The sequence below is a fragment of the Devosia psychrophila genome, assembly GCF_000971275.1.
Classification (GTDB): Bacteria; Pseudomonadota; Alphaproteobacteria; order Rhizobiales; family Devosiaceae; genus Devosia; species Devosia psychrophila.
This window is the reverse complement of sequence record NZ_LAPV01000235.1, coordinates 22432-45886: the sequence shown is the minus strand read 5'-3', so window position 1 is coordinate 45886 and position 23455 is coordinate 22432. Positions and strand designations below refer to the sequence as shown.

Annotated in this window: 22 protein-coding genes and 1 pseudogene; 14 read left to right on the top strand and 9 right to left on the bottom strand. The window is 62.2% G+C overall.

Translation table 11 applies throughout. The features are described from left to right. Positions 1–44: 44 nt before the first annotated feature. The 5 genes and pseudogenes from WH91_RS25880 to WH91_RS21545 all read left to right on the top strand — a co-directional run bounded on the left by WH91_RS25880 (position 45) and on the right by WH91_RS21545 (position 5473). A complete protein-coding gene (locus WH91_RS25880; RefSeq protein WP_074797690.1) occupies positions 45–1814 on the top strand; it encodes an amino acid ABC transporter permease/ATP-binding protein in 1770 nt (589 codons plus the stop codon). Between the two features lie 236 nt (positions 1815–2050). Continuing rightward, entirely contained in the window at positions 2051–2992 is a 942-nt protein-coding gene (locus WH91_RS21560) for an ABC transporter substrate-binding protein (protein ID WP_046173065.1), read from the top strand. Between the two features lie 7 nt (positions 2993–2999). Beyond that, positions 3000–4045, top strand: a pseudogene (locus WH91_RS21555) (LLM class flavin-dependent oxidoreductase). Between the two features lie 67 nt (positions 4046–4112). Beyond that, positions 4113–5045 (top strand): ABC transporter substrate-binding protein, encoded by a 933-nt coding sequence (locus WH91_RS21550; protein WP_046173064.1) that lies wholly within the window; start codon positions 4113–4115, stop codon positions 5043–5045. Positions 5046–5122: 77 nt separating this feature from the next. Beyond that, positions 5123–5473 carry a DUF3088 domain-containing protein gene (locus WH91_RS21545; protein ID WP_046173063.1) on the top strand — a complete coding sequence of 117 codons (351 nt, stop codon included), beginning with the start codon at positions 5123–5125 and terminating at the stop codon, positions 5471–5473. Here the strand turns inward: WH91_RS21545 and WH91_RS21540 are convergent. Beyond that, the gene (locus WH91_RS21540) at positions 5470–6555 is read right to left on the bottom strand and encodes an alkene reductase (RefSeq protein ID WP_052953040.1); all 1086 of its coding nucleotides are present in this window, start codon (positions 6553–6555) and stop codon (positions 5470–5472) included. The genes WH91_RS21545 and WH91_RS21540 overlap by 4 nt on opposite strands. A 221-nt stretch (positions 6556–6776) precedes the next feature. Here WH91_RS21540 and WH91_RS21535 point away from each other — a divergent pair, with 221 nt between their 5' ends. The 5 genes from WH91_RS21535 (at position 6777) to WH91_RS21515 (ending at position 10099) form a co-directional block, all read left to right on the top strand. Further along, entirely contained in the window at positions 6777–7310 is a 534-nt protein-coding gene (locus WH91_RS21535) for a flavin reductase family protein (protein ID WP_244542429.1), read from the top strand. A gap of 24 nt (positions 7311–7334) precedes the next feature. Beyond that, entirely contained in the window at positions 7335–7571 is a 237-nt protein-coding gene (locus WH91_RS21530; RefSeq protein ID WP_046173062.1) for a hypothetical protein, read from the top strand. 5 nt (positions 7572–7576) lie between these two features. Then, the gene (locus WH91_RS21525; RefSeq protein ID WP_046173061.1) at positions 7577–8119 is read left to right on the top strand and encodes an RBBP9/YdeN family alpha/beta hydrolase; all 543 of its coding nucleotides are present in this window, start codon (positions 7577–7579) and stop codon (positions 8117–8119) included. A gap of 129 nt (positions 8120–8248) precedes the next feature. After that, the gene (locus WH91_RS21520; RefSeq protein WP_046173088.1) at positions 8249–8698 is read left to right on the top strand and encodes an RrF2 family transcriptional regulator; all 450 of its coding nucleotides are present in this window, start codon (positions 8249–8251) and stop codon (positions 8696–8698) included. A 99-nt stretch (positions 8699–8797) separates the two neighbouring features. Next, entirely contained in the window at positions 8798–10099 is a 1302-nt protein-coding gene (locus WH91_RS21515) for a D-amino acid dehydrogenase (protein WP_342028127.1), read from the top strand. Here the strand turns inward: WH91_RS21515 and WH91_RS21510 are convergent. The 3 genes from WH91_RS21510 to WH91_RS21500 all read right to left on the bottom strand — a co-directional run bounded on the left by WH91_RS21510 (position 10096) and on the right by WH91_RS21500 (position 12589). Beyond that, positions 10096–11091, bottom strand: a complete 996-nt coding sequence (locus WH91_RS21510; protein WP_046173059.1) for a Gfo/Idh/MocA family protein — start codon at positions 11089–11091, stop codon at positions 10096–10098. The genes WH91_RS21515 and WH91_RS21510 overlap by 4 nt on opposite strands. Before the next feature lie 68 nt (positions 11092–11159). Continuing rightward, the gene (locus tag WH91_RS21505) at positions 11160–12194 is read right to left on the bottom strand and encodes a cation diffusion facilitator family transporter (RefSeq protein ID WP_082102317.1); all 1035 of its coding nucleotides are present in this window, start codon (positions 12192–12194) and stop codon (positions 11160–11162) included. Between the two features lie 80 nt (positions 12195–12274). Continuing rightward, positions 12275–12589 (bottom strand): ArsR/SmtB family transcription factor, encoded by a 315-nt coding sequence (locus WH91_RS21500; protein WP_046173058.1) that lies wholly within the window; start codon positions 12587–12589, stop codon positions 12275–12277. A gap of 118 nt (positions 12590–12707) precedes the next feature. On the opposite strand from WH91_RS21500, the gene WH91_RS21495 reads away from it, so the two are divergent. After that, positions 12708–13697, top strand: a complete 990-nt coding sequence (locus WH91_RS21495; protein WP_046173057.1) for an acrylyl-CoA reductase family protein — start codon at positions 12708–12710, stop codon at positions 13695–13697. A gap of 144 nt (positions 13698–13841) precedes the next feature. On the opposite strand, the gene WH91_RS21490 is transcribed toward WH91_RS21495, so the two are convergent. Together WH91_RS21490 and WH91_RS21485 are read right to left on the bottom strand one after the other, a co-directional pair. Next, positions 13842–15719, bottom strand: coding sequence for an ABC transporter ATP-binding protein (locus WH91_RS21490; protein WP_046173056.1), 1878 nt, complete (start codon positions 15717–15719; stop codon positions 13842–13844). 186 nt (positions 15720–15905) lie between these two features. After that, positions 15906–16895: a potassium channel beta subunit family protein gene (locus WH91_RS21485; RefSeq protein ID WP_046173055.1), complete on the bottom strand. Its 990-nt coding sequence runs from the start codon at positions 16893–16895 to the stop codon at positions 15906–15908. Positions 16896–17033: 138 nt separating this feature from the next. On the opposite strand from WH91_RS21485, the gene WH91_RS21480 reads away from it, so the two are divergent. Next, a complete protein-coding gene (locus WH91_RS21480) occupies positions 17034–17402 on the top strand; it encodes a VOC family protein (protein WP_046173054.1) in 369 nt (122 codons plus the stop codon). A 1-nt stretch (position 17403) separates the two neighbouring features. On the opposite strand, the gene WH91_RS21475 is transcribed toward WH91_RS21480, so the two are convergent. The 3 genes from WH91_RS21475 to ilvA form a co-directional block, all read right to left on the bottom strand. Then, the gene (locus WH91_RS21475) at positions 17404–18108 is read right to left on the bottom strand and encodes a pyrimidine 5'-nucleotidase (protein ID WP_074797688.1); all 705 of its coding nucleotides are present in this window, start codon (positions 18106–18108) and stop codon (positions 17404–17406) included. An 82-nt stretch (positions 18109–18190) separates the two neighbouring features. Further along, positions 18191–19450 (bottom strand): hypothetical protein, encoded by a 1260-nt coding sequence (locus tag WH91_RS21470; RefSeq protein WP_046173053.1) that lies wholly within the window; start codon positions 19448–19450, stop codon positions 18191–18193. Positions 19451–19638: 188 nt separating this feature from the next. Beyond that, positions 19639–21162 carry a threonine ammonia-lyase, biosynthetic gene (gene ilvA, locus WH91_RS21465; RefSeq protein WP_046173052.1) on the bottom strand — a complete coding sequence of 508 codons (1524 nt, stop codon included), beginning with the start codon at positions 21160–21162 and terminating at the stop codon, positions 19639–19641. 145 nt (positions 21163–21307) lie between these two features. Here ilvA and WH91_RS21460 point away from each other — a divergent pair, with 145 nt between their 5' ends. Both WH91_RS21460 and WH91_RS21455 read left to right on the top strand, forming a co-directional pair. After that, positions 21308–21925: a TetR/AcrR family transcriptional regulator gene (locus WH91_RS21460; RefSeq protein ID WP_052953039.1), complete on the top strand. Its 618-nt coding sequence runs from the start codon at positions 21308–21310 to the stop codon at positions 21923–21925. Between the two features lie 16 nt (positions 21926–21941). After that, positions 21942–23438: a DHA2 family efflux MFS transporter permease subunit gene (locus tag WH91_RS21455; protein WP_046173051.1), complete on the top strand. Its 1497-nt coding sequence runs from the start codon at positions 21942–21944 to the stop codon at positions 23436–23438. Positions 23439–23455 lie beyond the last annotated feature (17 nt).

The window sequence follows — 23455 nt, the reverse complement described above, 5'->3', positions numbered from 1 at the left end:
CGAAACTAATGTCTATAAATATTGTAGACTATGAGGTTAGCGACATGGCGTCGGCAACAGAAGTCGGGACGGAAACTCAGACTTTCAAACGCGATTCAGCGCGTGACCATGCTGGCCTGCGGATTGTCCCGGCGCGGCATCCCTGGCGCATCGTCGGCAGCGTGGTGGCGGCTTTCGTCATCGCGGTGACACTGCATTCAGTGTTCACCAACGAGCGCTGGGGCTGGGCGGTGTTTGCACAGTACTTCTTCTCGGAGCCGGTGCTGATCGGGCTTGGCCGGACCTTGCTGCTGACCGCATTGGCATCGGTCATCGGTTTCCTGCTTGGTGGTCTGCTAGCCTTTGCCCGCGTCTCCAAGTCGCCGCTGCTGTCGGGTCTGTCCTGGGGCTATATCTGGCTGCTGCGCTCGATCCCGCTGATCGTGCTGCTGCTGGTGCTCAATAATCTGGGCTACCTGTATGCCACCATCAACATCGGCGTACCCTTCACCAAAATCCTGTTTGCTCAATTCGACACGGTGCAGACGCTGAGCCCGTTCTCGGTGGCGCTGATCGGGCTGAGCCTGAACCAGGCGGCGTTCTCGTCCGAGATCATCCGTGGCGGCATCCTGTCGGTCGATCAGGGCCAGCATGAAGCGGCCGCGGCGCTCGGGCTGACCTCGTGGCGCCAGGGCATCCATATCGTGCTGCCGCAGGCGATGCGGGCCATCCTGCCGAGCGGCTTCAACGAAATCATCGGTCTCGCCAAGGCAACGTCCATTGTCTACGTGCTGGCGCTGCCCGAGCTGTTCTACACCGTGCAGGTGATCTATCGCCGCAATCTCGAGGTCATTCCGCTGCTGATGGTGGCAACCGTCTGGTACCTGATCATCATGATCGTGCTGTCCAGCGTTCAGTATTTCGTCGAGCAGCATTTCGCCAAGGGTGCACGCCGCGATGCAGGTCCCACTGCGATCGACAAGGCGCTGCGTTTCTTCGCTAGCCGCCCCGTCGAGAGCAACATCGCACCAATCGTCGCCCGCAAGCCGCTGAGCGCCGCCTTGCGCACCACAGGCGATGGCCATGTGGAAGTGCATGGCGTCAACAAGAGCTTCGGAACCAACAAGGTGCTCGACGATGTCAGCCTCACCATCGCGCCCGGCGAAGTCGTCGCCATCATCGGCCCGTCCGGCGCCGGCAAGTCGACGCTGCTGCGCACCATCAACCATCTCGAACGCGCCGATGCCGGCGTGGTCAGCATCGATGGCGAGTTGATCGGTTACGAGCGCCGCGGCGATGTGCTCTATGAGCTCAAAGAACCCGCCATCCGCCGTCGGCGTTCGGCAGTCGGCATGGTGTTCCAGAGCTTCAACCTGTTCCCGCACCTGACCGCTTTGCAAAACATAATCGAAGCCCCCGTTTCGGTAGGCGGCGTGCCGCGCGACGAGGCGATTGCCGACGCACGCGACCTGCTGGCGCGCGTCGGGCTGGGCGACAAGGCCGATGCCTATCCGCGCCATCTCTCCGGTGGCCAGCAGCAGCGTGTCGCCATCGCCCGCACTTTGGCGCTGCGGCCCAAGGTTCTGCTGTTCGATGAACCGACGTCGGCGCTTGACCCAGAACTGGTCGGCGAAGTGCTCGACGTCATCAAGGAGCTTGCCAAGTCCGGCACCACGCTGATCATCGTCACCCACGAAATCGGTTTTGCCCGTGAAGTGGCCGACCGCGTGGTGTTCATGGAAGGCGGCAAGGTGCTCGAAGTCGGGCCACCCGAGCGCCTGTTCAACGAGCCGTCGCATCCGCGGACCCGCGAGTTCATCGCCAAGGTTCTCTAGGTCATGTGCTCAGTTGGCCGGACTGGTCTGCAAATGGCGGTATTCTCCGCTTCCGGTGCTCACGTACCCAAAAGTACGCTCCGCTCCGGTTCTCGAAAACCGCCATTTTCGCCGCATTCCGACTCAACTGCCCACACGACCTAGCCAACAAACCCAATCGCCTGCGCCAGCCTGACCATGCCGTTCGCGCGGCAGGATGGCGCACGCCTCGACCAACCCAACAAGGTAGTTCTCAAATGCTCTCGCGAAAGTCTTTCATCCTCGGCACCTTTGCCTTGGCCCTCGCTGCATCGACGTCAAGCCTCGCACTGGCCCAGACCAGTTTCAGCCTCGAACCCAATCCGGCGAACCGGCTGCATGCCGACAAGGTCGACGCCATCGCGGCACTGGTTCCGGCAGACTATGATTTTGCAAGGGACGGCGCTCTGAGCATCGCCATTGCCGCCGGCGCACCGCCAATCGCCACTTACGCCACTGATGGCGCGACAGTCGTCAGTTTCGATCCCGATATCGGACGCCTGGTTGGTGAAGTGCTCGGCATTCCGGTCGAGATCGTGCCGATCTCCTGGATCGACTGGCCGCTCGGCCTCACCGCCGGCAAGTATGACGCGGTAATTTCCAATGTCGGGGTGACCGAGGAGCGCAAGGAGAAGTACGATTTCTCCACCTACCGCATCGGGGTGCATGGCTTTTACGTCAGGGCCGAAAGCCCGATCACCTCGATCAAGGAGCCCAAGGACATTGCCGGGCTCAAGATCATTACCGGCTCGGGCACCAATCAGGAGCGCATCGCGCTCGAATGGAATCGCCAGAACCAGGAAGCCGGCTTGGCGCCGATAGAGCTGCAATATTACGACGACGATGCGGCGGCCTCGCTGGCGATCAGCTCGGGCCGCGCCGACGTGCAGCTCAATCCCAATGCTCCACAGGCCTATCACGCAGCACTGACAGGTGACACGAGGCTTGTCGGCACCATCAGCTCGGGTTGGCCGAACCCCGCCGACGTGGGCATCACCACGCGCAAGGATGCGGGCCTCGCCGCGCCGTTCACCGCCGCGATCAACCATCTGATCGAGACCGGCACCTATGCCGAACTGCTGACGCAGTGGAACGTAACGCCCGAGGCCGTGCCGGAATCGCGCACCAATCCGCCCGGCCTGCCCAAGCCGAAGGCCTGAGGCAATCATGTCGCTCAGCATCCGCCATCTCGGCTTCCTCACGCCAGGCAGTTTCAGCAACGATAGCCCGTTCGAGGGCATCGACGCGACGCTGAACCTGATCGCTTTTGGCGAACGGCTAGGCTTCGACAGCGCCTGGGTGCGGCAGCGGCATCTGGAGCCCGGCATCGGCACGGCGGCGGTGTTTTTGGCCGCCGCCAGCCAGCGCACCAGCACGATCCAGCTCGGCTCGGCGGTAATCCAGATCGGCTACGAAAGCCCCTTCCACCTGGCCGAAGACCTCTCGATGGTCGATGTGCTGTCGCGGGGTCGGCTCAATGTCGGCCTCAGCGCCGGCTTGCCGCCCCATGCCGCGATCCTCGCGCCGCTCGTGCACGACGGCGACTGGCAGAGCCACGATCTGAGCCACGCGCGCATCGCCCGTTTCGCGGTCAATCTGCGTGGGAACTATCTGGGTGATGACGAGACCACAATTGCAACGCCATTCGGTCCGCAACGGCCGCGGCTGCAGCCGCACGCAACAGGTCTCGCCAACCGGCTCTGGTATGGCGGCGGCTCGCTGAAATCGGCCCATTGGGCGGGCGAGAACGGCTTTAACCTGCTCACCGGCAATGTCATTTCGGGCGAAGACACCGATGACTTCCACACCGCCCAGCGTAACCTGATCCTTGCCTATCGAGAGGCGCTGGATGGCAAGCCGGGCAGGGTGGCCGTGGGCCGGGTGATGTGCCGACCGACACTGCCCCCGCATCGCGGATCGCACGCTACGAGGCATTCGGAGCAGGTCGCTACGAGCGGACGCTCAGCCCGCAGGGCGAACGGAGAACGCTGTTCCCGCGCGACTTGGTCGGCACCGCCGAGCAGATCGTCGAATGGCTGCTCAACGATCCGGTGTTGCCGCTGGTCGACGAACTGCGGCTGGAACTGCCCTACGAATTCACCCTGCCCGAATACGAGCAGATTCTAACCGACACGATTCAGCGCATCGCGCCTGCCTTGGGCTGGTCGGCAACCCCCTCATTCCCGGCTGGGCGTAATCGCGCCACGGCCTGACCAAACGGCCCGGCGCTACGCAAGCCGGGACTTGATCCTGCGCATTCTTACCAAGAGAAAGACTAAAATGACCGCGTCAAAATCTCTCAAACTGCTGCTGGCGGGCCTAGCGCTTGCAGCCTTCTCGACCACCGCCTTCGCCCAAAGCGCCTTCGACCTCAGCCCGGAACAGCCGGGACGCATTCACGCCCAGCCCAATCCAGAGGCCATCGCGGCCCTGCCGGCAGATTTCAAATTTGCCACTGCTGGCGAGTTCACGGTTGCCCTGGCGCTGGGCGACGCGCCGCTCGGCACCTACGCCACCGATTCCAAGACGCCGGTCGGCTCCGAGCCGGACTTCGCCTGGCTTATCGGTGAAGCGCTTGGCCTCAAGCCGAACCTGGTGCCAGTCGCCTGGGCCGACTGGCCGCTTGGCGTTACCTCGGGCAAGTATGATGCGGTGATCTCCAACGTCACCGTGACGGAAGAGCGCAAGGAAAAGCTGGATTTCTCGACCTATCGCCAGGACGTGCTGGGCTTTTACGTCCGCAATGACAGCCCGATTCAGGCGATCACCGAGCCCAGGGATATTGCCGGTCTCAAGGTAATCACCGCCTCCGGCACCAACCAGGAAACGATCATCCTGGAATGGGATCGGTTGAATGTCGAAGCCGGGCTCGCCCCCCTAGAAATCCATTATTACGACGACTCGGCGGCCAGCCAGCTGGCGATCCAGTCTGGCCGCGCCGACGTCAATTTCAACCCGAACCCGACGCTGTCCTATTCGGCCGCTGTCACCGGAGCTACCCGGCTCGTCGGGGTGCAGAACGGCGGCTGGCCACAGACGGCCGAAATTGCCGTTGCCCTGCGCAAGGACACCGGCCTCGTCAAAGCCGTGACCATCGCCATCAATGGCCTGATCAAGAGCGGCGACTATGCCAAGCTGTTGGAACGCTGGAACCTAGCGGCCGAGTCGGTGCCGGAGTCGCGGACCAATCCCCCCGGCCTGCCCAAAACCTGATCGATCTCGATCCATACCCACTACAGCCGCCCGGACCGGGGCGGCTGTTCCCATTTTCGACACTGCAAGGATGCGCCATGGCCAAGGACAAGCTCTACCTGATCAAACCCGGTTTCACCGATGCCAATCGCGACGACGGTCCGTTCGTCTGTCCATTCTGCAACCAGATCGAAGGCCTGCTGGCGAGCTTCCCCGAGCTTGCCGCCAACATCGAGGTCGAACGCGTGGACTTCCCACGCCCGCGCGCCGCAGTGATTGCAGCGGTTGGTGAGGCCAATCAGGGACTGCCGCTGCTGGTATTCGGCGACGCGCCAGCGGAGGACGCCAAACGCCATGGCGAAACGGCCTACCTGCAGGACACCAATGGCATCCTGACGTGGCTGGCGGAGCGACATGGCTTTCCCAAGCCGCACAAGTTCCTGGGCTAATCGGCGAGGAATGGGTAGTCGGAGTAGCCCCGCTCGCCTTGCGTATAAAACGTCGCCTTATCGGCAGGGTTGAGCGGGGCGCCGCGCTTGAAGCGCTCGGGCAGGTCGGGATTGGCAAGGAAAGGCTCGCCAAAAGCCACCAGTTCAGCCCGGCCCTCGGCAATTGCTGCTTGCGCGGAATGCAGGTCATACTTGCCAGCGAGGATCAGTAGCCCGCTGAAGGCCTGGCGAATGACTGGCGCCACTTGCGGCAGGCTCTCGGGCTGGATCGCGGGCTCGACAACATGCAGATAAGCCAACCCTTCTAAGTCAAGCAAAGCGGCGATGAGGCCATAATGGCTGACGGGGTCGCTATCGGACATGCCCTGGAAATTGTTGGTCGGCGACACCCGGACGCCGATCCTCTGGCTTGGCCAATGCGTCTTTGCGGCAGCGATTACATCCAGCAGGAAGCGCGCACGCCGCTCAGCGCTGCCGCCATAGCGGTCGTCGCGCTGGTTGCTGGCGTCGCGCAGGAACTGGTCAATCAGATAGCCGTTGGCGCCATGCAGTTCAACGCCGTCAAAGCCTGCCTCGCGCGCCAGGCGCGCAGCCTCGCCATATTGCGCGACGACCGTGCCCATCTCGTCTTCGGTTAGAGCGTGCGGCACTTCATAGGGCAGCGGGCCGTTTGCCGTATAGATGCTCCCGGTGGCGGCAATCGGCGAGGGACCCACCACGCGCCCGCCGGCTTCGAGCTGGCTCGAATGCGCGCCCCGCCCCATATGGGAAAGCTGCGCGAAAATCCGTCCACCCGCCGCATGCACCGCGTCGGTGACTGCCCGCCAGCCCTGCTGTTGCGTGGCGTTGAACAGGCCGGGTCGTGTCGGCGCGGCAAGGCCGCTCAATGGATCGACCTCGATGGATTCGCTGATGATCAGCCCTGCGCTGGCGCGCTGCGCGTAATATTGCGCCATCAAAGCCGTCGCCAGCTTACCCGCCGCGGCGCGTCGCCGCGTCATTGGCGCCATCACGATGCGATTGGGCAGGTCGATCTCGCCCAAATGCAGCGGGGCGAAGAGAGCGTTGGTCAAGGTATCCATTCAGTCCAAACCAAAGAAGAAGTTGGTGGCCGCCGCAAGGCGTTGGGCAGGATCCTACCGCCCGGACGGTTTAAGTCTACAGAACTTGTAGATATAAATACTCCGCCCCGGCGGAACTTGAAAAAACTGTGCTCGCTGAGCCCCTCCCCTGATTGCCAACGGCAATCTAGGCTGATTCCAGTCGTGAAGCCCTGACAGTCGATCGTGACAGGAGGCCATACGTGTCTATCATCGATCTTGCGAATTACATGCCCAGCTACCACCCCAGCGTCGATGTTCCCGCCTTCAAGCATGCCATGGGGCGTCTGGCAGGCGCCGTCAGTGTCATTACCGTCGGCACCGGGCAGGCACGTACTGGCTTTACGGCCACGTCGGTCTCGTCTTTTTCAATCGATCCGCCCACCATTCTGGTCAGCCTCAACAAGGCCTCGTCGTCCTGGGCGGCGGTGCTCGATGCAGGCTCGTTTGCCGTCAATATTCTGGCCAATGGACAGTCAGATGTCGCCGACCGCTTTGCCGGTCGCGGTGGCATCAAGGGTAACGACCGCTATGTCGGCTGGGATTGGGATCGTCTCGGTAGCGGCACGCTGGGGCTTGCCGGTGCGGTCTCGGTTATCGATTGCGATCTGGACGAGGCCATCGAGCGGCATTCCCACGCCATCCTGCTCGGCCGGGTCCGTTCGGTCGAGACGTCTACCGATGTTTCCCCGCTGCTCTATTGGCACGGTAGCTATCAGAACCTGGCAGGCGTCTAGCCAGCAACAGAGGAGTTGAGAACTATGGTCGTTCCTTTCTTTGGAATTTTCACGCCTGATTTCGGCCAGCGCAAAATGACTGACGAGGCGCCCTACAAGGCAGGCTTCTTTGGTGGCTTGCCTGATGCGGCAGCCGGCGCGGTGCCGCTCAGCAAGGCTGAACAGGACGCCTGCTATCTCAATGGCAAGTCGTGGGAGCCCGACCCGGTCGAGAGGGCGGCGACGCGGCCCTATTCATTCGTGAGCCGATACACCCCCTAAGCACCATGAGCCGACCCACGCTTATCGTGCCGGGCCTGCATGGCTCCGGTGCCGGACACTGGCAACACTGGTGGCAGCAGGACCAGTCGCAAGCTGTTCTGGTCGAGCAGGCGGATTGGTCGAACCCTGACGAGACACGATGGACCCAGGCACTTGAGCGGGCCATCGTGGCGCGACCGGGCAGCCTGATCGTGGCTCACAGCCTTGGTGCCATACTGGTCGCCAAATTGGCCCGAAGCCGAGTCTCTTCCATGATCGCCGGGGCACTGCTGGTGGCGCCAGCCGACATAAGCCGAACTTCCGCCCGGCATCAGCGCACCTACGAATTTGGCACCATGCCGCAGGACGTCCTGCCGTTTCCCTCGATTGTGGTGGCCAGCCACAACGACCCCTATATGCCGTTCGCCAAAATCCAGATATTGGCTCATGCGTGGGGCAGCCGTCTGCATGACCTTGGCCATGTCGGCCATATCAACATCCAGAGCGGCTTCGGACGCTGGTCAAACGGCTATCTGCTGGCGTCTGGCGTCGGGCACCAGTTGCACTGACCGGGTGGGAGTTTCGTCACCATCATCGTCATTGGCAAAATCTGCTCTTGTTTAGAATTTTTCTAGACATTATTTGCATTCAGGAATTGTCTGCCTACAGTGGGCAGACAGCCAGGATTGCACGACGCCATGCTCACCAAAAAAGGCAAATACGGCCTGAAGGCGCTTTCGGCGTTGTCGGAGCTTGCGCCCGGCCAGCTCGCCTTCGTGGGTGAAGTTGCCAGCGCCAACAGGATTCCCAAGAAGTTTCTCGACGCCATCCTGGCCGAGTTGCGCAATGCCGGTTTCGTGCAAAGCCGCAAGGGCAAGACCGGTGGTTACTGTTTGGCGCGGCCTGCCGACGAGATCAAGATCGGCCATGTTGTGCGTGTGCTTGATGGTCCGCTGGCCCCGATCCCCTGTGCCAGCAAGACCCGCTACCAGCCCTGCACCGACTGCGACGAGGCGACCTGCCAAATCCGCCATCTGATGCTGGACGTGCGCAATGCCATCGCCGACGTGCTGGACAACACCAGCCTGTCGCAGATGCGCGCCATGGGCGGCGCCGACGCCATCGAACTGGGTGCCATGATCGCCTGACAGACTTGTGAATGAAGATGCGGCGCTATCTCCGATAGCGCTGGAAGAGTTGGGGAATGCCGACGTGCGGGACCCATGTCATAAAGTTCGGCGACACGGATGGCGCATTGCGACATCATCCGATCAGTTCACCGGCACGGAGGCGGAAGCTTGAAGGTCATCATTCTGGGCGGCGGCGTTATTGGGGTCACCTCGGCCTATTACCTGGCCAAGGCCGGCCATGAGGTTGAGGTCATCGAGCGGCAGCCGGGCGTGGGGCTCGAAACCAGCTTTGCCAATGCCGGTGAAATTTCGCCCGGCTACGCGTCGCCCTGGGCTGGGCCGGGCATTCCGCAAAAGGCCGTCAAATGGCTGATGATGCGGCATCCTCCCCTGATCGTTAAGCCGACGCTCGACCCCTACATGGTGCGCTGGGTGCTGCAGATGCTGACCAATTGCACCGTGTCGCGTTACGCCATCAACAAGGCCCGCATGGTGCGCGTGGCCGAGTATAGCCGGGACGTCATGGTCGCGCTGCGCGCCGATACCGGCATCAAATATGACGAGCGGACGCGGGGCACGCTGCAGCTGTTCCGCACCCAGAAGCAGGTCGATGGCGCGCATAAGGATATCGAGGTACTCGACGAATATGGCGTAGCCTATGAGGTGCTCGATCGTGCCGGCTGCATCGCTGCCGAACCGGGTCTGGGTAACTCTCCGGCCGATATTGCCGGCGGCCTGCGCTTGCCCGGCGACGAGACCGGCGATTGCCACATCTTCACCAAACGCCTCGCCGAAATGGCCGCCGAACTCGGCGTTGTTTTTCGCTATGGCGTGAACATCGACGGGCTTGACGTGACAGGCGGTGCCGTGACCGGCGTTCGCACCTCCGTAGGCACGGTAACGGGCGACCGCTATGTGCTGGCGCTGGGAAGCTATAGCCCCATACTGGCGCGACAGGTTGGCGTCGACCTGCCCATCTATCCGGTGAAGGGTTATTCCATTACCGCGCCGGTGACCGATGCCAGCGTGGCGCCGGTGTCGACCGTGCTCGACGAGACCTACAAGATCGCCGTAACCCGGCTGGGCGACCGCATCCGTATTGGCGGCATGGCCGAACTCTCGGGCTACACCAACCACCTGCCGCCACGCCGCCGTGAAACGCTGGCGCATTGCGTCAACGAACTGTTCCCCGGCGCGGGCGATACGGTGAGCGCCAGCTACTGGACCGGCCTGCGCCCCATGACGCCCGACGGCACGCCGATTATCGGCGCGTCAAAGCTGGGCAACCTGTTCATCAACAGCGGCCATGGCACGCTGGGATGGACCATGGCCTGCGGATCGGCGCGGGTCACAGCCGATCTCGTGGCCGGCAGCACGCCGGACATCGATATCTCCGACCTGGGACCTGGTCGCTACTAGCCGATCGTCACCGCTTCGCCATCACGCGAAGCAGAGAGCTTGATGGCGTCCCACAGCCGGGCAAAGCGCAGGCCATTGGCCACGGTGGATGGATTGGCCATGCGGCCGTCGCGCACCGCCTGGAACGTGTGCATCGGCGTATCGCGGATTTCGCTTTCTTCGCGCGGTTCGGCGACATCGCCGATCGTAACTTCGCGCCACTTGCCCCAGGCATCGATGCGCACGATGGCATTGGTGTAAAAGAAGGTGATGGCCGAGGCGCAGCCCGGTGGGCCTTCGCCGGCGGCATTGAAGGTGACGACGGCGCCGTTTGTCAGCCGCGCGGCGACGGCCGTCGCCAGGTCCACGGCAATGCCACGATTGTTGGCAAAGGCCGAAAGCCGGGCGAATTCGGCGTCGGCAAGCACGCAGACCGTGTTCATCATATGCGCGCCGGTATCGAACATGAAGCCGCCGCCCGAAATGGCCGGGTTTTGTTTCCACTGGCCGGCATAGCTGGCTTTCCAGCCTTCCCAGATCGACGCATTGACGCTGACCAACTCGCCGAAATCGCCACGCCGCGCTCGGTCGCGCGTGTCATGCACCAAGGGAGACAACCCGCCCTGAAAGGCGATCACCACGGTGCGGCCGCTTTGCTTTTCCGCCTCGACCAGTGCCAGGGCTTCCTCGACCGTGGTCACCATCGGCTTTTCCAGCAGCAGGTCATAACCTGCTTCGATCACTGCCAGCGCATTGGCGCCGTGAAACGCATGCGGGGTGGACACATAGACCGCATCCATCTGGCCCTGCATCGCAGCCAGCATGACCTCGGCATCTGGATACTCAGCAGGGCGCGGCGCACCGGCTGCCTCGCAGGTATCGGCAAAGCGCTTGCGCGACACCTCGCTGACCTCGGCGGTGGCAGCGATGCTGACGTCCTCCATGGCCGCCCAGCCGCGCGCATAATCCGCCGCCTTGAGCCCCGCCCCGATCACTCCAAGTCGCAATGCCATAGCTCTCTCTCCCGTTGCGACCAGCTCTGCACGGTGTGAAATATTCGCACAAGAGGCAGAATTAGGGACTAGCGAACAGCGCCTGGCGCAAGGGCGCAGCGAGGCGCATTCTCGTCCCAGACGATCTCGATGGTGGAGTGGCTGATGCCATAATCGGCCAGCAGCAGCGCCTTGACCGACCGCGTCACCAGTGGAGCATCGGCACCTGACGCCAGCACCACTTCCAAGGTCGCCACCGGCTTGCCCGAGGTGATCGACCAGACGTGGACGTGGCGAACCTCGCGAACCCCCGGCACCTTGCTGACCAGCGCCGTGCTGAGCTCCTCGATCACCACATTGCCCGGCGTGCCCTCCATCAGGATATGCAGCGAGTTGCGGAACAGGGCCCAGGCGCTGCGCAGCACCAGCAGCGACACCAGCACCGACAGGATTGGATCGATCGGCATCCACCCGGTCAGCCATATGGTGACGGCGGCAGCAATCGCCGCGACCGAGCCAAGCAGGTCGCCCAGCACATGCACCATGGCGCCGCGGATGTTGACGTGCTCCTTGTCGCCCCGTGACAGCACGAGGAATACCACCACATTGATGACGAGGCCGAGCACTGCGACGATGAACATCGGTCCCGCCAGCACTTCATGCGGCGTCATGAAGCGCTTGATCGCCTCGTAGATGATCCAGCCGACCAGCGCGAACAGCGTCACCGCGTTGATCAGGCCGGCTACCACTTCGAGCCGCATGTAGCCAAAGCTGCGCTGGTTGTCCGAGGCCCGGCGGCCAAAACGGAACGCCGCCCAGGCCAGCAGCAGTGCCGCGGCGTCGGTCAGCATATGTCCGGCGTCCGCAATCAGCGCCAGCGAGCCCGATAGGACGCCCGCGATGATCTCTGCAAACATGAAGACTGCGGTCAGCAGGAAGCCGATGAACACCACGCGCTCGTTGCTGGCGCTCACCGTCGGCGCGTGGTTGTGCCCGGCATGGTCGTGGTCCGAATGTTCGTGCCCGGCGTGGTCATCGGTGCCGTGAGTGTGTCCTGCGTGGTCATGATCTTGATCGGCGTGACCGTGGCCCGTCGCGCCACGCTCCTTGTGATCTGCCGCCATCGCCACGCTCCTCGAATGTCATTAACATGAATGCATGATCATATGTGCAGATAAAGGCAATTGTCGGGTGTTGCCTGCGCTCATGTGTCGCTGCTGTCGTCATGCTCTTCCATCGCATGCTCGATCATGTCGGTGAGCATGTGGGCGATGTGTTGGTCCGCCGTCTCGTAGAACACCTGCTTGTTGCGCCGCGTTCCCCGCACCAGCCGGGCGCTACGCAGCAGCCGCAGATGGTGGCTGACCGAGGACGGCGAAGCGTTGACCGCCTTGGCGATATCGCCGACTGCGATGGGTTGGGAGAGGCACGCTAGCAGCACGCGCAACCGGGTCGGATCGCCGAGCAGGCGGTAGGTTTCGGCGATGACGTTGATCTGGGCGTCGCTTGGCGTGGTCACTTCGGAAACTCTTGGGCTTGCTTGTTTAACAGGTAAGGCGCTTTGCCGCCTCGCGCCAGAGGGTGGTCCCTCGCGGCCCATCATGCCAAGTTGCGCCAAACATCAAGGGAGTCGAACCATGAGTTTCCGAGCATTGCTGACCGACAAGCATGCCGACGGCAAGGTAACGTCAGCCGTCCAGGAGCTGGATGAGGCCCGCCTGCCCAAGGGCAATGTCACGGTCGACATTGAATGGGCCGGCCTCAACTACAAGGATGGGATGGTGCTGACTGGCGCCGGCAACATGGTCCGCGACTATCCCCATGTTGCCGGGATCGACTTTTCCGGCACGGTCAGCGCCAGTGACGACTGGCGCTATCACAAGGGCGACAAGGTTCTACTAACCGGCTGGCGCGTCGGCGAAACCCAGTGGGGCGGCTATGCCGAAAAAGCGCGCGTCAATGGCGACTGGCTGGTGCCCATGCCCAAGGGCCTCTCGCCGCGCGATGCAATGGTGCTGGGCACGGCGGGCTTGACGGCTATGCTGGCGATAGATCGCCTGGAGGCGGCGGGCGTCAGCAAGACTATCGGCCCGATCCTGGTCACCGGCGCGGCAGGCGGGGTTGGTACCATCGCGATCTCGCTTCTGGCCAAGCTCGGCTACGAAGTCGCGGCTTTGTCTGGTCGACCACAACATGCAGAGGCATTGAAGGCACTTGGGGCAACGACTGCGGTTGACCGGCAGGATTTCATCAGCGGGCCGGACAAGCCGCTCGAAGCCGCCCGCTGGGCCGGCGCCATCGACAATGTCGGCGGCCCGCTGCTCGGCAAGGTTTTGAAGCAGGTACATTACGACGGCGTCGTCGCTAGCATCGGCATGGCCGGCGGTACCGACCTGCCCACGACGGTGCTGCCATTCATCCTCCGAGGCGTAACCCTGATCGGCATCGACAGCGTCATGCGCCCGATGGAGCCGCGCGTTGCCGCATGGAAGCGGCTGGGCGAACTGTTCGACGCCAAGGCTTATGCAGGGCTGGTCGAGGAGATCGGGTTGGAAGGACTGCCGGAGGCTGGGGGGCGGATATTGGCGGGTGAGGTGAAAGGACGCGTGCTGGTGAAGCTGCGGTAGAGCCCTCTTTGGGGTACCCCCACCCAACCTCCCCCTGAAAGGGGAGGAGCTCTATCGAGTATCTGGCGCAATCTTGTCTCACTCACCGGCCGGATTCCTCCCCCTTTTCAGGGGGAGGCTGGGTGGGGGTATTCTTGCTGCTTGTTACCGATACCCGGCCGCCTGCAGCTCGAACAGCTCCGCATACCGTCCGCGCAGGCCCAGCAGCTCCTCATGCGACCCTGACTCGAGGATCGCGCCATTCTCCAGCACCAGGATTCGATCCGCCATCCGCACCGTCGAGAACCGGTGCGAGATGATCACCGCCGTCTTGCCTGACGCCAGGCTCTTGAACCGCGAAAACACTTCGGATTCCGCTTTGGCGTCGAGCGCTGCAGTAGGCTCGTCGAGGATAATCAGGTCCGCGTCGCGCATATAGGCTCGGGCGATGGCGACCTTCTGCCATTCCCCGCCAGATAGGTCGCGGCCCTTCTTGAACAGGCGGCCAAGCTGCTGGTCGTATCCTTCCGGCAACTTGGCTATCACCGCATCGGCAAGGCTGCGCTCGGCTGCATCACCGATCCGCGCCATGTCGTCCTGGTCCTCGATGCGTCCGACGCCGATATTCTCGCGGGCCGACAGGCTGTAGCGGATAAAGTCCTGGAAGATCACGCCGATATGGGCGTGGATATCGCCGACGGCGAAGTCCTTGAGGTCGATCCCGTCAACGGTAATGCGCCCCTCGCCGGGGTCGTAAAGCCGCGTCAGCAGCTTGACGATGGTGGTCTTGCCGGCGCCGTTTTCCCCCACCAGTGCCAGCGTCTCGCCCGCCATCAGCGTGAAGCTCAGGTGCCGGATCGCCCAGCCTTCGGTATCGGGATAGCGGAAGCCGACATTCTCGAAGCTGATGCCCCGCCGGATCGGCTGGGGGAACGGCTTCGGACTTACCGGCGACAGAATGGTCGGTTCGATTTCAAAGAACGAAAACAGGTCGTCCAGATACATCGACTGCCCCGCAATGGCGGTAAACCCGAGCAGGATTTTTTGGAACAAGCCGTTGAGCCGCAGGAACGAGCCGGACAGGAATGCCAGGTCGCCGATGGAGAAATCGCCGGTCACGGTGCGCCAGACGATGAAGGCGTAGGCGCCATAATATGTCAGCGACGAGATCGACGAAAACAGCGCACCCCAGACGGCGCGCTGCGTCGAGAGGGATCGGTTCTCGACATAAATGGTCTGCGCCAGCTGCTTGAAGCGGGCGATCAGGAAATCGCCAAGCCCGAACAGCTTGAGCTCCTTGGCCGTCTCGGCGCTGGCCCCGATATAGCGGATATATTCCAGCTCGCGCCGCTCCGGCGTGCGCCAGCGGCTCATGAAATAGGCCAGCGTATTGAACCGCGTCTCACCCCAGATGGCGGGCACGAAACTCAGGGGCAGCAGCAGGACCAACCACGGTGCGTAAAAGAACAGGCCACCGGCCAGCGTGACCACGGTGATCATGTCCTGCGCCTGGCCGAACATCTGGCTCAGCAGCGCATTGCGTCCCGCCGCCTGCCGTCGCGCTCTCTCAAGCCGGTCCTGATATTCGGCGGACTCGAAATGCATCAGGTCGAGCCGGGCGGCATGCGCCATAAGCTCGACGCTGACCTGGTTGGAATGCAGTTCCGACAGGATCGAATCGACCAGCCCGGTGGCACGGGCAATCAGGTCATTGGCCAGCACCAGCGCAAATTCCAAAGCTAGCAGCAGGAACACGTGGTTCAACTCGCCGCTTTGCCACCAGTCCAGGAAACCGGGGCCGGGCGGTTGCACGCCGGTCAACCGCACCACCTCGTCGACGATCAGCTTGGCGGCATACAGCACGGCGACGGGCTGCAACGACGCGATCAGTCGCAGGCCAATGCTGGCTGACGTCATCGAGCGGCTGGTGCGCCAGATCTGCGCCACCAATCGGCCAAGATGGCGCAGGTTTTCAAGGCGTTCGCGGAATGTGGGAGCTTTGTCAGGCGTAGGCGGCGGGCGGCGCCCGGGGAGATCGGTCATGGGATGATTGTATCGGGGAGCGATGGAGCGTGGAAGTTACCGAGTGGTAAGGATTGGCAACAATCCACGCCCACCGATTTTCCCTCGGACTTGATCCGAGGGTCTTTCGCGGCTTGTGCCGTGCTGAGGGTGGCCCTCGGGTCGAGCCCGAGGGAAAAAAATTGTGGGCGGGATGTATCGTCGAGATCAATACCGCTCAAACGCCTTGGGCTTGTTGCCCATGATAGCTTCGATTTTTTCCGCCACGTCGGGGGTCAGCTTGGCCTTGGACTTCAACGCCGAGAGATTGTCCGCGAGCTGGGATTTTTTCGATGCGCCGAGAATGACCGTCGAGACGTGCGGGTTGGACAGGCACCACAGCAGTGCCAGGTGATGCACCGGCAGGCCGATTTCCTTGGCCAGCGCCGCCAGCTGCTTGATCTGTTCCAGCTTGGCCTTGCCCTCTTCGCTGGTCCATTCCGTCTTGAGCCATTCATAGCCCGGCAAGTTCATCCGGCTGTCTTCGGGGATGCCGTCATTGTATTTGCCGGTCAGCGCGCCCGAGGCGAGCGGCGACCAGATCGTGGTGCCGAGGCCCATCAGGTCATACAGCGGCAGGTAGTCATGCTCGACCTTCTCGCGGGTGAACAGGTTGTACTGCGGCTGCTCCATGGCTGGGCCGATCAGGCTGTTGGCGCGGGCAAAGGCCCATGCCTCGGTGAGCTGCTGGGCGTTCCATTCCGACGTGCCCCAATACAGCACCTTGCCTTGGGTGATCAGGTTATGCATCGCCCACACGGTTTCCTCGATCGGTGTATCGATGTCGGGGCGATGGCAGAAATAGAGGTCCAGATAGTCCACCTGCAGCCGCTTTAACGCCGCATGGGCGGCTTCGGTCACATGCTTGCGGCTGAGGCCCTTCTGCGTCGGCTTTTCGCCACCCCAGAATACCTTCGACGAAACCGAGTAGCTGTCACGGCTCCAGCCCAGCTTGCTGAGTGCGGCACCCATCAGCGCTTCGGATTCTCCGGCCTCATAGCCTTCGGCATTGTCGAAGAAGTTGACGCCTTCGTCATAGGCCAGGCTCATAAGCGACAGGGCTTCTTTTTCGTCCACCTGCTTCGAGAAAGTGACCCAGCTGCCCAGCGACAGTTCGCTGACCTTGAGGCCGGATTTGCCCAAGCGACGATATTCCATAGCAGTGTTCCTAATTTTGCATCGGTAGTTGCCGATGAAGTTAAAGTTGCGCCGGCTGTCTGTAAAGCCGCTTGCCATTCGTCATTGAACGAGGCGCCGCCCACGGCGTTGCATCAGGCACACAGGAAAGGATGCGAAATGCTCAAGCACCAGGATTCTGCCGCCATAGTCGCCGTCACCGACATGGCCCGCGCCAAGGACTTCTATGCCAACACGCTCGGCCTCGATCTGGTCGAAGGCAATGACAATGTGATGCAGTTCCAGACCGGTGCCACGACGCTCGTGGTCTATAAGTCAGACTTCGCCGGCACAAACATGGCCAATGCGGTGGTCTGGGGCGTCGGCGACGAAATCGAGACCATCGTCGCCGATCTGCGGGCGAAGGGCGTTCGCTTCGAGCACTATCCCGGCATGGACTACAAGGACGGTATCCACTCGGGCGGTGATTTCAAGATGGTCTGGTTCAAGGACCCGGACGGCAACATCCTGCACCTGAACAATATGTAGCTCAGGGCCGCTCGCGCAAAAACTTGGCTAGGTCATCGGTGACGTGATGCACATGCGGGCCGATGGCGCGGTCGAGTTCCCAGGCATCGACTTGCTCGTGCACGAAGTCGGGACCGGCCACCACCTGCACGGTGGACATGCCGACGTCATGCGGCACCACGAGGTTCTTTTCGAGATCGTCGAACATCACGGCGCGGGTTGGGTCGATATCGTGCAGCGCAAAGAACCCGTCATAGGCCGCCTTGTGCGGCTTGGGCACATAGGTCATGGCGCGGATGTCATGCACATGCTCGAACAGGTCATCGCCACCCAGGCGTTTCAGCACCGAACGGGCATGGCCGACGTCGCCATTGGTCAGGATGAACTTGCGCCCGGGCAAGGCGCGAATAGCCTCGACGAGGTCAGGATGGGCATCGACCGGTGCATAGTCGATGGCGTGGACGTTGTTGAGAAAGTGATCGGGATCGATAGTGTGGCGGGTCATCAGCCCGTTCAGCGTGGTGCCGAAGTCTCGGTAATAGCTCTTCTGCAGGCTCCGCGCCGCGTCGAAATCGAGCTGCGTAACATCCATCACATAGTTAGTGATGCGGATATCGATCTGCGCGAACAAGTTGCAGGTGCGCGGATAGAGGGTGTTGTCGAGATCGAACACCCAATCGGTAATGTGGCTGAGACTGCGAGGAGCGAGGGGCGACATGTCATTCATGGTCACGCCGATATAGTGCGGATTGGTGAAGTTTTCACGTCAAGAATTCCGGAGCGGGACAAATGCACCGCTCCGGAGGGTTTTATTCGTCGGCAGTGTTGGCTTCGACGGCAAGTCCGAGCGCGGTGATCAGGCCGGCCGGGTTGGCGGCAGCGGCCATCAGCACCAGCAGCGAGGTCGGCGACGGCGGCGCAACCTTGATTTCAAGGCTCTGCGGATCGTCGAGGAAGGCCTCGACTGGTGGGATAACCACATCGTTCAGCGCCGGAATGCCGGTACCAGCCAGCATCAGCGGCAGTTGCGCCTTGAGGCCCGTGACAAACGTGGCGCGATCAGTGCCGGACTGCTCGGCGAAATAGTCGAGCAGCTTGCCCGCCAGCGAAGCGTCGTCATAGCGCACCGAGGTGTTGACGATATTGACGCCCTGCATGATGGCCATGCCCTGCATCATCTGTGCCTGGGCCTGCTCGTCGGTCGGCGCTGCATCGCCAGTCGTCCCCATCGCGGCCTGCATGGCATAAAGCTGGTCGAGCACAGCCGGGGTCAGCCCGGTGAAATCGGCCGTCAGGTTGAGCGCGCCAACATCGGCGAAGTCGAACAGGAATTCGTTCAATGCCATATGGCCGTCAGCCATCGACCATTCCAAATCCTGGGTAATGTCGCCGGTTATGGACGTCAGGCCGAGCGCCTCGATGGTCGCCGCCGCCGACGGGTCTTCTTCGCCGACGGTCGACAGGTCGAGCGAAATGCCGGAGATGTTCAGCACGGACTTGAGATCCACGAGATCGGCAGTGCCCTGCGACGGAGTGAAGGTCGAGGTGGCGTCCATGCCTTCGACCGAGAACACTTCCTCGCCATCGCGCGTCACGACGACCGAGCCGCTGCTCAGCGATCCGACCAGTTGCAGTAACATCACGGCGGGCACGGTCTCGCCAGTGGGGATATAAAGGCTATCAGCGCGAATATCGCTGGCGGTGACGTGGCCAACTGGCTCGGGCGCGCTGGCAAATTCGGTATCGATATCGGGAATGGTCAGCGACTCGACGGTGTAGCTGCCATCGGTGCCTTCGGCGACGCCGGAAAAGGTCAGTTCGGTGTCAAAGGTCATCGGCTCCATCGTGTCGGCACTGGCGCCGACAAAGCCAACCGTCACGCCATCGACAGTGACGGTATCGCCATCCAGCGTCGCCGCGCCAAAGCTGAGATCATAGCCAATATGCTTGTAGACCTCGGCAACGCGATCAACGAACACCTGTGCGTCCAGCGCCATGGCTGGGCTCATCAGGGCGGCGGTCGCGACGCTGCTCAGCAGCAGCAGGCGGGCAGTCTGGTTGGTCCTCATCGTCTTCTCCGGCATTTGTTATAGTTGGTCGGGTGAGCGCCTATCGACAGTAGAGCCAACGCCCGTGGGCGGCAGATGGGTCCTTGGGCATTGAATTGCAATAGATTCTGGCCACAAAGCGACGTGTCGCCTCTATTGTCGATTTACTGCAGCATAGCGCCGACGACACGATTGTGACACTCCCGGTTTTAACCGCGATCGTGATCGAGAAACTGACGGTAGGCCGGGTTGTTGGTCTCGTCCCAATAGGGAAAGCCGATGGCTTCGATATGGGCGATAAAATCGGCGCGGGTGGCCGCCGGCACCTGGATGCCGACCAGTACGCGGCCATAATCGGCGCCGTGATTGCGATAGTGGAATAGCGAGATGTTCCACTCGTCGTTGAGCCCTTCGAGGAATTTCAGCAGGGCGCCGGGTCGCTCGGGAAACTGGAAGCGATAGACGACCTCATCGTTGAGATCGGCAACCCTGCCGCCAACCATATGGCGGACGTGTAGTTTTGCGACCTCGTTGTCGGTCAGGTCGAGCACGCCCAGGCCGTGGCCTTGCAGCAGGGCGATGATCTCCTGCTTTTCGACGTCGCCACCGCTGAGCTTGATGCCGACAAAAATGCGGGCCTTGGCGCCATGCGCGTAGCGATAGTTGAACTCGGTGATCGAGCGCTGGCCGAGCAAGCGAATAAAGGCGCGATAGCTGCCGGGCTGTTCCGGAATTTCGACGCTGAGCAGCGCCTCTGCCCGCTCGCCGATCTCGGCGCGTTCGGCCACATAGCGCAGCCGGTCGAAATTGACATTTGCGCCAGAATTGATGGCGATCAGCGCACCTTTCGGCGCCACGCCGGTTTCCACCTGACGCCGCAACCCGGCCAGCGCTAGCGCGCCAGCGGGTTCGGCAATGGCCCGCATGTCGTCGAAAATATCCTTGATCGCGGCACAGATTTCGTCGGCGGTCACGGTGACGATATCGTCGAGCAACTCGCGGCAAATCCGGAACGTCTCGTCGCCGACCTGGCGCACGGCGACGCCATCAGCGAACAGGCCGACCTGATCCAGCGCCACCGGATGACCTGCCGCAATGGCGGCCTTCATGCTGGCGGCCTCCTCCGGCTCGACCCCGATAACGCGAATTTCGGGGCGCAGAAATTTGACGAAAGCTGCAATGCCGGCCGCCAATCCGCCACCGCCTACGGGCACATAGATGGCGCCGATTTCACCCGGATGCTGGCGCAGCAATTCCATGCCGATTGTGCCTTGGCCAGCAATGACGTCGGGATCGTCAAACGGGTGCACGACCACATAACCATGCTTTTCGGCCAGGTCAGCCGCATGGCCGCGCGCCGCGTCGAAGCCGTCGCCAAACAGCACGACCTCCCCACCCAGCCGGCGCACCGCACCGACCTTGATGGTCGGCGTGGTGGTGGGCATGACGACAATGGCGCGAATGCCCAGCCGCGACGCCGACAAAGCCACGCCCTGCGCATGATTGCCGGCCGAGGCACAGATCACGCCACGCGCACGCTCTGCCTCGGTCAGTTGCGCAATCCGATTATGCGCACCACGGATCTTGAACGAGAACACCGGCTGCATATCCTCGCGCTTCAGCAGCACCTTGGCCCCAAGGCGCGCCGATAGCAGGTTCATGGTGTCGAGCGGCGTTTGCTCCGCGACTTCATAAACCGACGAAGTGAGAATACGGCGGACATAGTCCTGCATGCGGTAGCTCCGGTGTGGCCGTGATGGAGCGCCCGACTGAGAGTTTGTCAAGCCGCAGGCCGGGTCCAAGTCTGCGGAAATTGCATGGCAGGATTGTCTACTCAATCATTTGATTGATTGAGGTTTGGCGCTATAGCCTCCCGCCATGAAAGCTGACTCCACCCCATGTGCCTTCCCGGCCAGCAAGCGCGAGAGCGGCGATGAGCGTCGTATCGCGGTTGCCAGTGCAGCCCGGCAGATCATCGTCGAGAAGGGGCTCGAAGGCCTGCGCACGCGCGACATCGCGGCCCGCGTCGGCATCAATATTGCCACGCTGCATTATCATGTGCCGACCAAGGAAGCATTGGTCGCCCTCGTTGCTGAGAGCATCCGTCATGACTTCCGAACCCAGGCCATGCGCCACCCCCGTGTCGGCAAAACCGGCCTCGAACAACTCCACATGGAGTTTGACGATTTCCGAGAAACCACGCGCGAAATGCCCGAGCTCATCATCATACTGACAGAACTTGTCGAACGCGCGAGACGTGATGCGACAGTGGCAGAGATCGTGCTGCCGATGCACCGATTCTGGCGCGGTCAGTTCGTCGATATTTTCCGCCTCGGCGTCGCCGACGGCTCCTTCCGTCCCGACCTCGATCCCGAGGCGGGTGCAATGATTGCCACTGGCGCCCTGTCCGACTGCTGGCGTCGGCCCGACACTTCGCCTTCCATGATCGAGCAGGCTTTGGCCGAACTCGAACGCGCCTTTATCCGAAAATCGTAAGTCCAAGGAAAATCCGATGTCCACCGATACAATCAATCCTCGAGCGCCGGCCGCTCCCGATGAGCGCCGCTGGCTAGCGCTGTTCATCCTGCTGATCGCCAATTTCATGAACCTGATCGACGTGACCATCGTCAACGTCGCACTGCCGTCGATGCGCACCGACCTCGGCGCCACCGATAGCCAGATCGAATGGGTCATTGCCGCCTATATCCTGGCCTTTGCGCTGGGCCTGTTACCCTTTGGTCGCCTCGGCGATATCCTGGGCCGCACCAAGCTCTTCCTGTGGGGCGTTGCCGGCTTTACCGCCGCCTCGGCTCTGTGCGGTCTGGCGCCCAACATCGAATTCCTGATCGTCGCTCGCGTGATCCAGGGTCTCGCTGGCGCCATGATGACGCCGCAGGTGCTGGCCATCGCCACCGTCACCTTCCCGCCGCATGAACGCGGCCAGGCCTTCTCGCTGTTCGGTCTTTCGGCCGGTCTTGCCTCGGTTTGCGGTCCCATCCTCGGCGGCGTGCTGGTTTCGGCAAATCTGTTCGGCATGGAATGGCAGCCGATCTTCCTGGTCAACATCCCAATCGGCATCGCTGCCGTCATCGCCGGCTGGTTCCTTATTCCGCGCCTGCCGGGCCACGCTGCGCTCAAGAACGACTATGTCGGTATCGGTCTGTTCGGTCTTGGAATTCTCGCGGTGGTGTTCCCCATCGTCGAAGGCCGCACCTACGGATGGCCGCTGTGGGCCTTTGCCATGATCGCCGCCGGCGTCGTACTGCTGGTGCTGTTCGTGCTGTGGACCCGCTCGCGGGCCAAGATCGGCGCGCCACAACTGCTCAACTTCGATCTGATCACCAACCGGCAGTTCATGTTCGGCGCCTTTGTCACCACCGTGTTTGCCTCGGGCATTCCCGGCATGTTCATGGTGATTTCGCTGCTGCTGCAGGGTGGCTTCGCATTCACCCCGCTTGAATCCGGCCTGACCAACACGCCGTTCTCGGTCGGCGTGCTGATCGCCTCGGCTATTGCCGGTCGATTTGGCTCGCACTATCTGCGCGCCCGCCTTGCCTCGTCCGGTGCGCTGCTGGTTATCGGCATCGGCTGGATGCATTTCTACATCGCAGGCGTTGGCGACAGCATCGATCACTGGCAGCTACTGCCGCCGCTGCTGATCGCCGGTATAGGCCTCGGCCTTGGCTTCTCGGCGCTGTTCCAACTCGTGTTGTCCAATGTGCCACCGCGCGATGCGGGCGCAGGCTCGGGTGCCCTGCAGGCCTTCCAGCAGGTTGGTGGAGCGCTTGGTGTCGCCATCATCGGCCAGATATTTTTCACCAACCTGGGAAATTCAATGGCCGCAGGCTCCGCGCCGCATGCCGCCTTCGCCAATGCCTCGAGCCTGGCGCTCTGGTACGTGGTGGGCAGCTTCGCATTGGTGTTGCTGATGTCGCCGTTCTTCAAGCGACCCGCCGCCCCGGCCCACGGCCATGGCGCGCCGGCCCAGCAAGTTGCCATCGAAGTCTGACCCAACAAAAAGGCCGC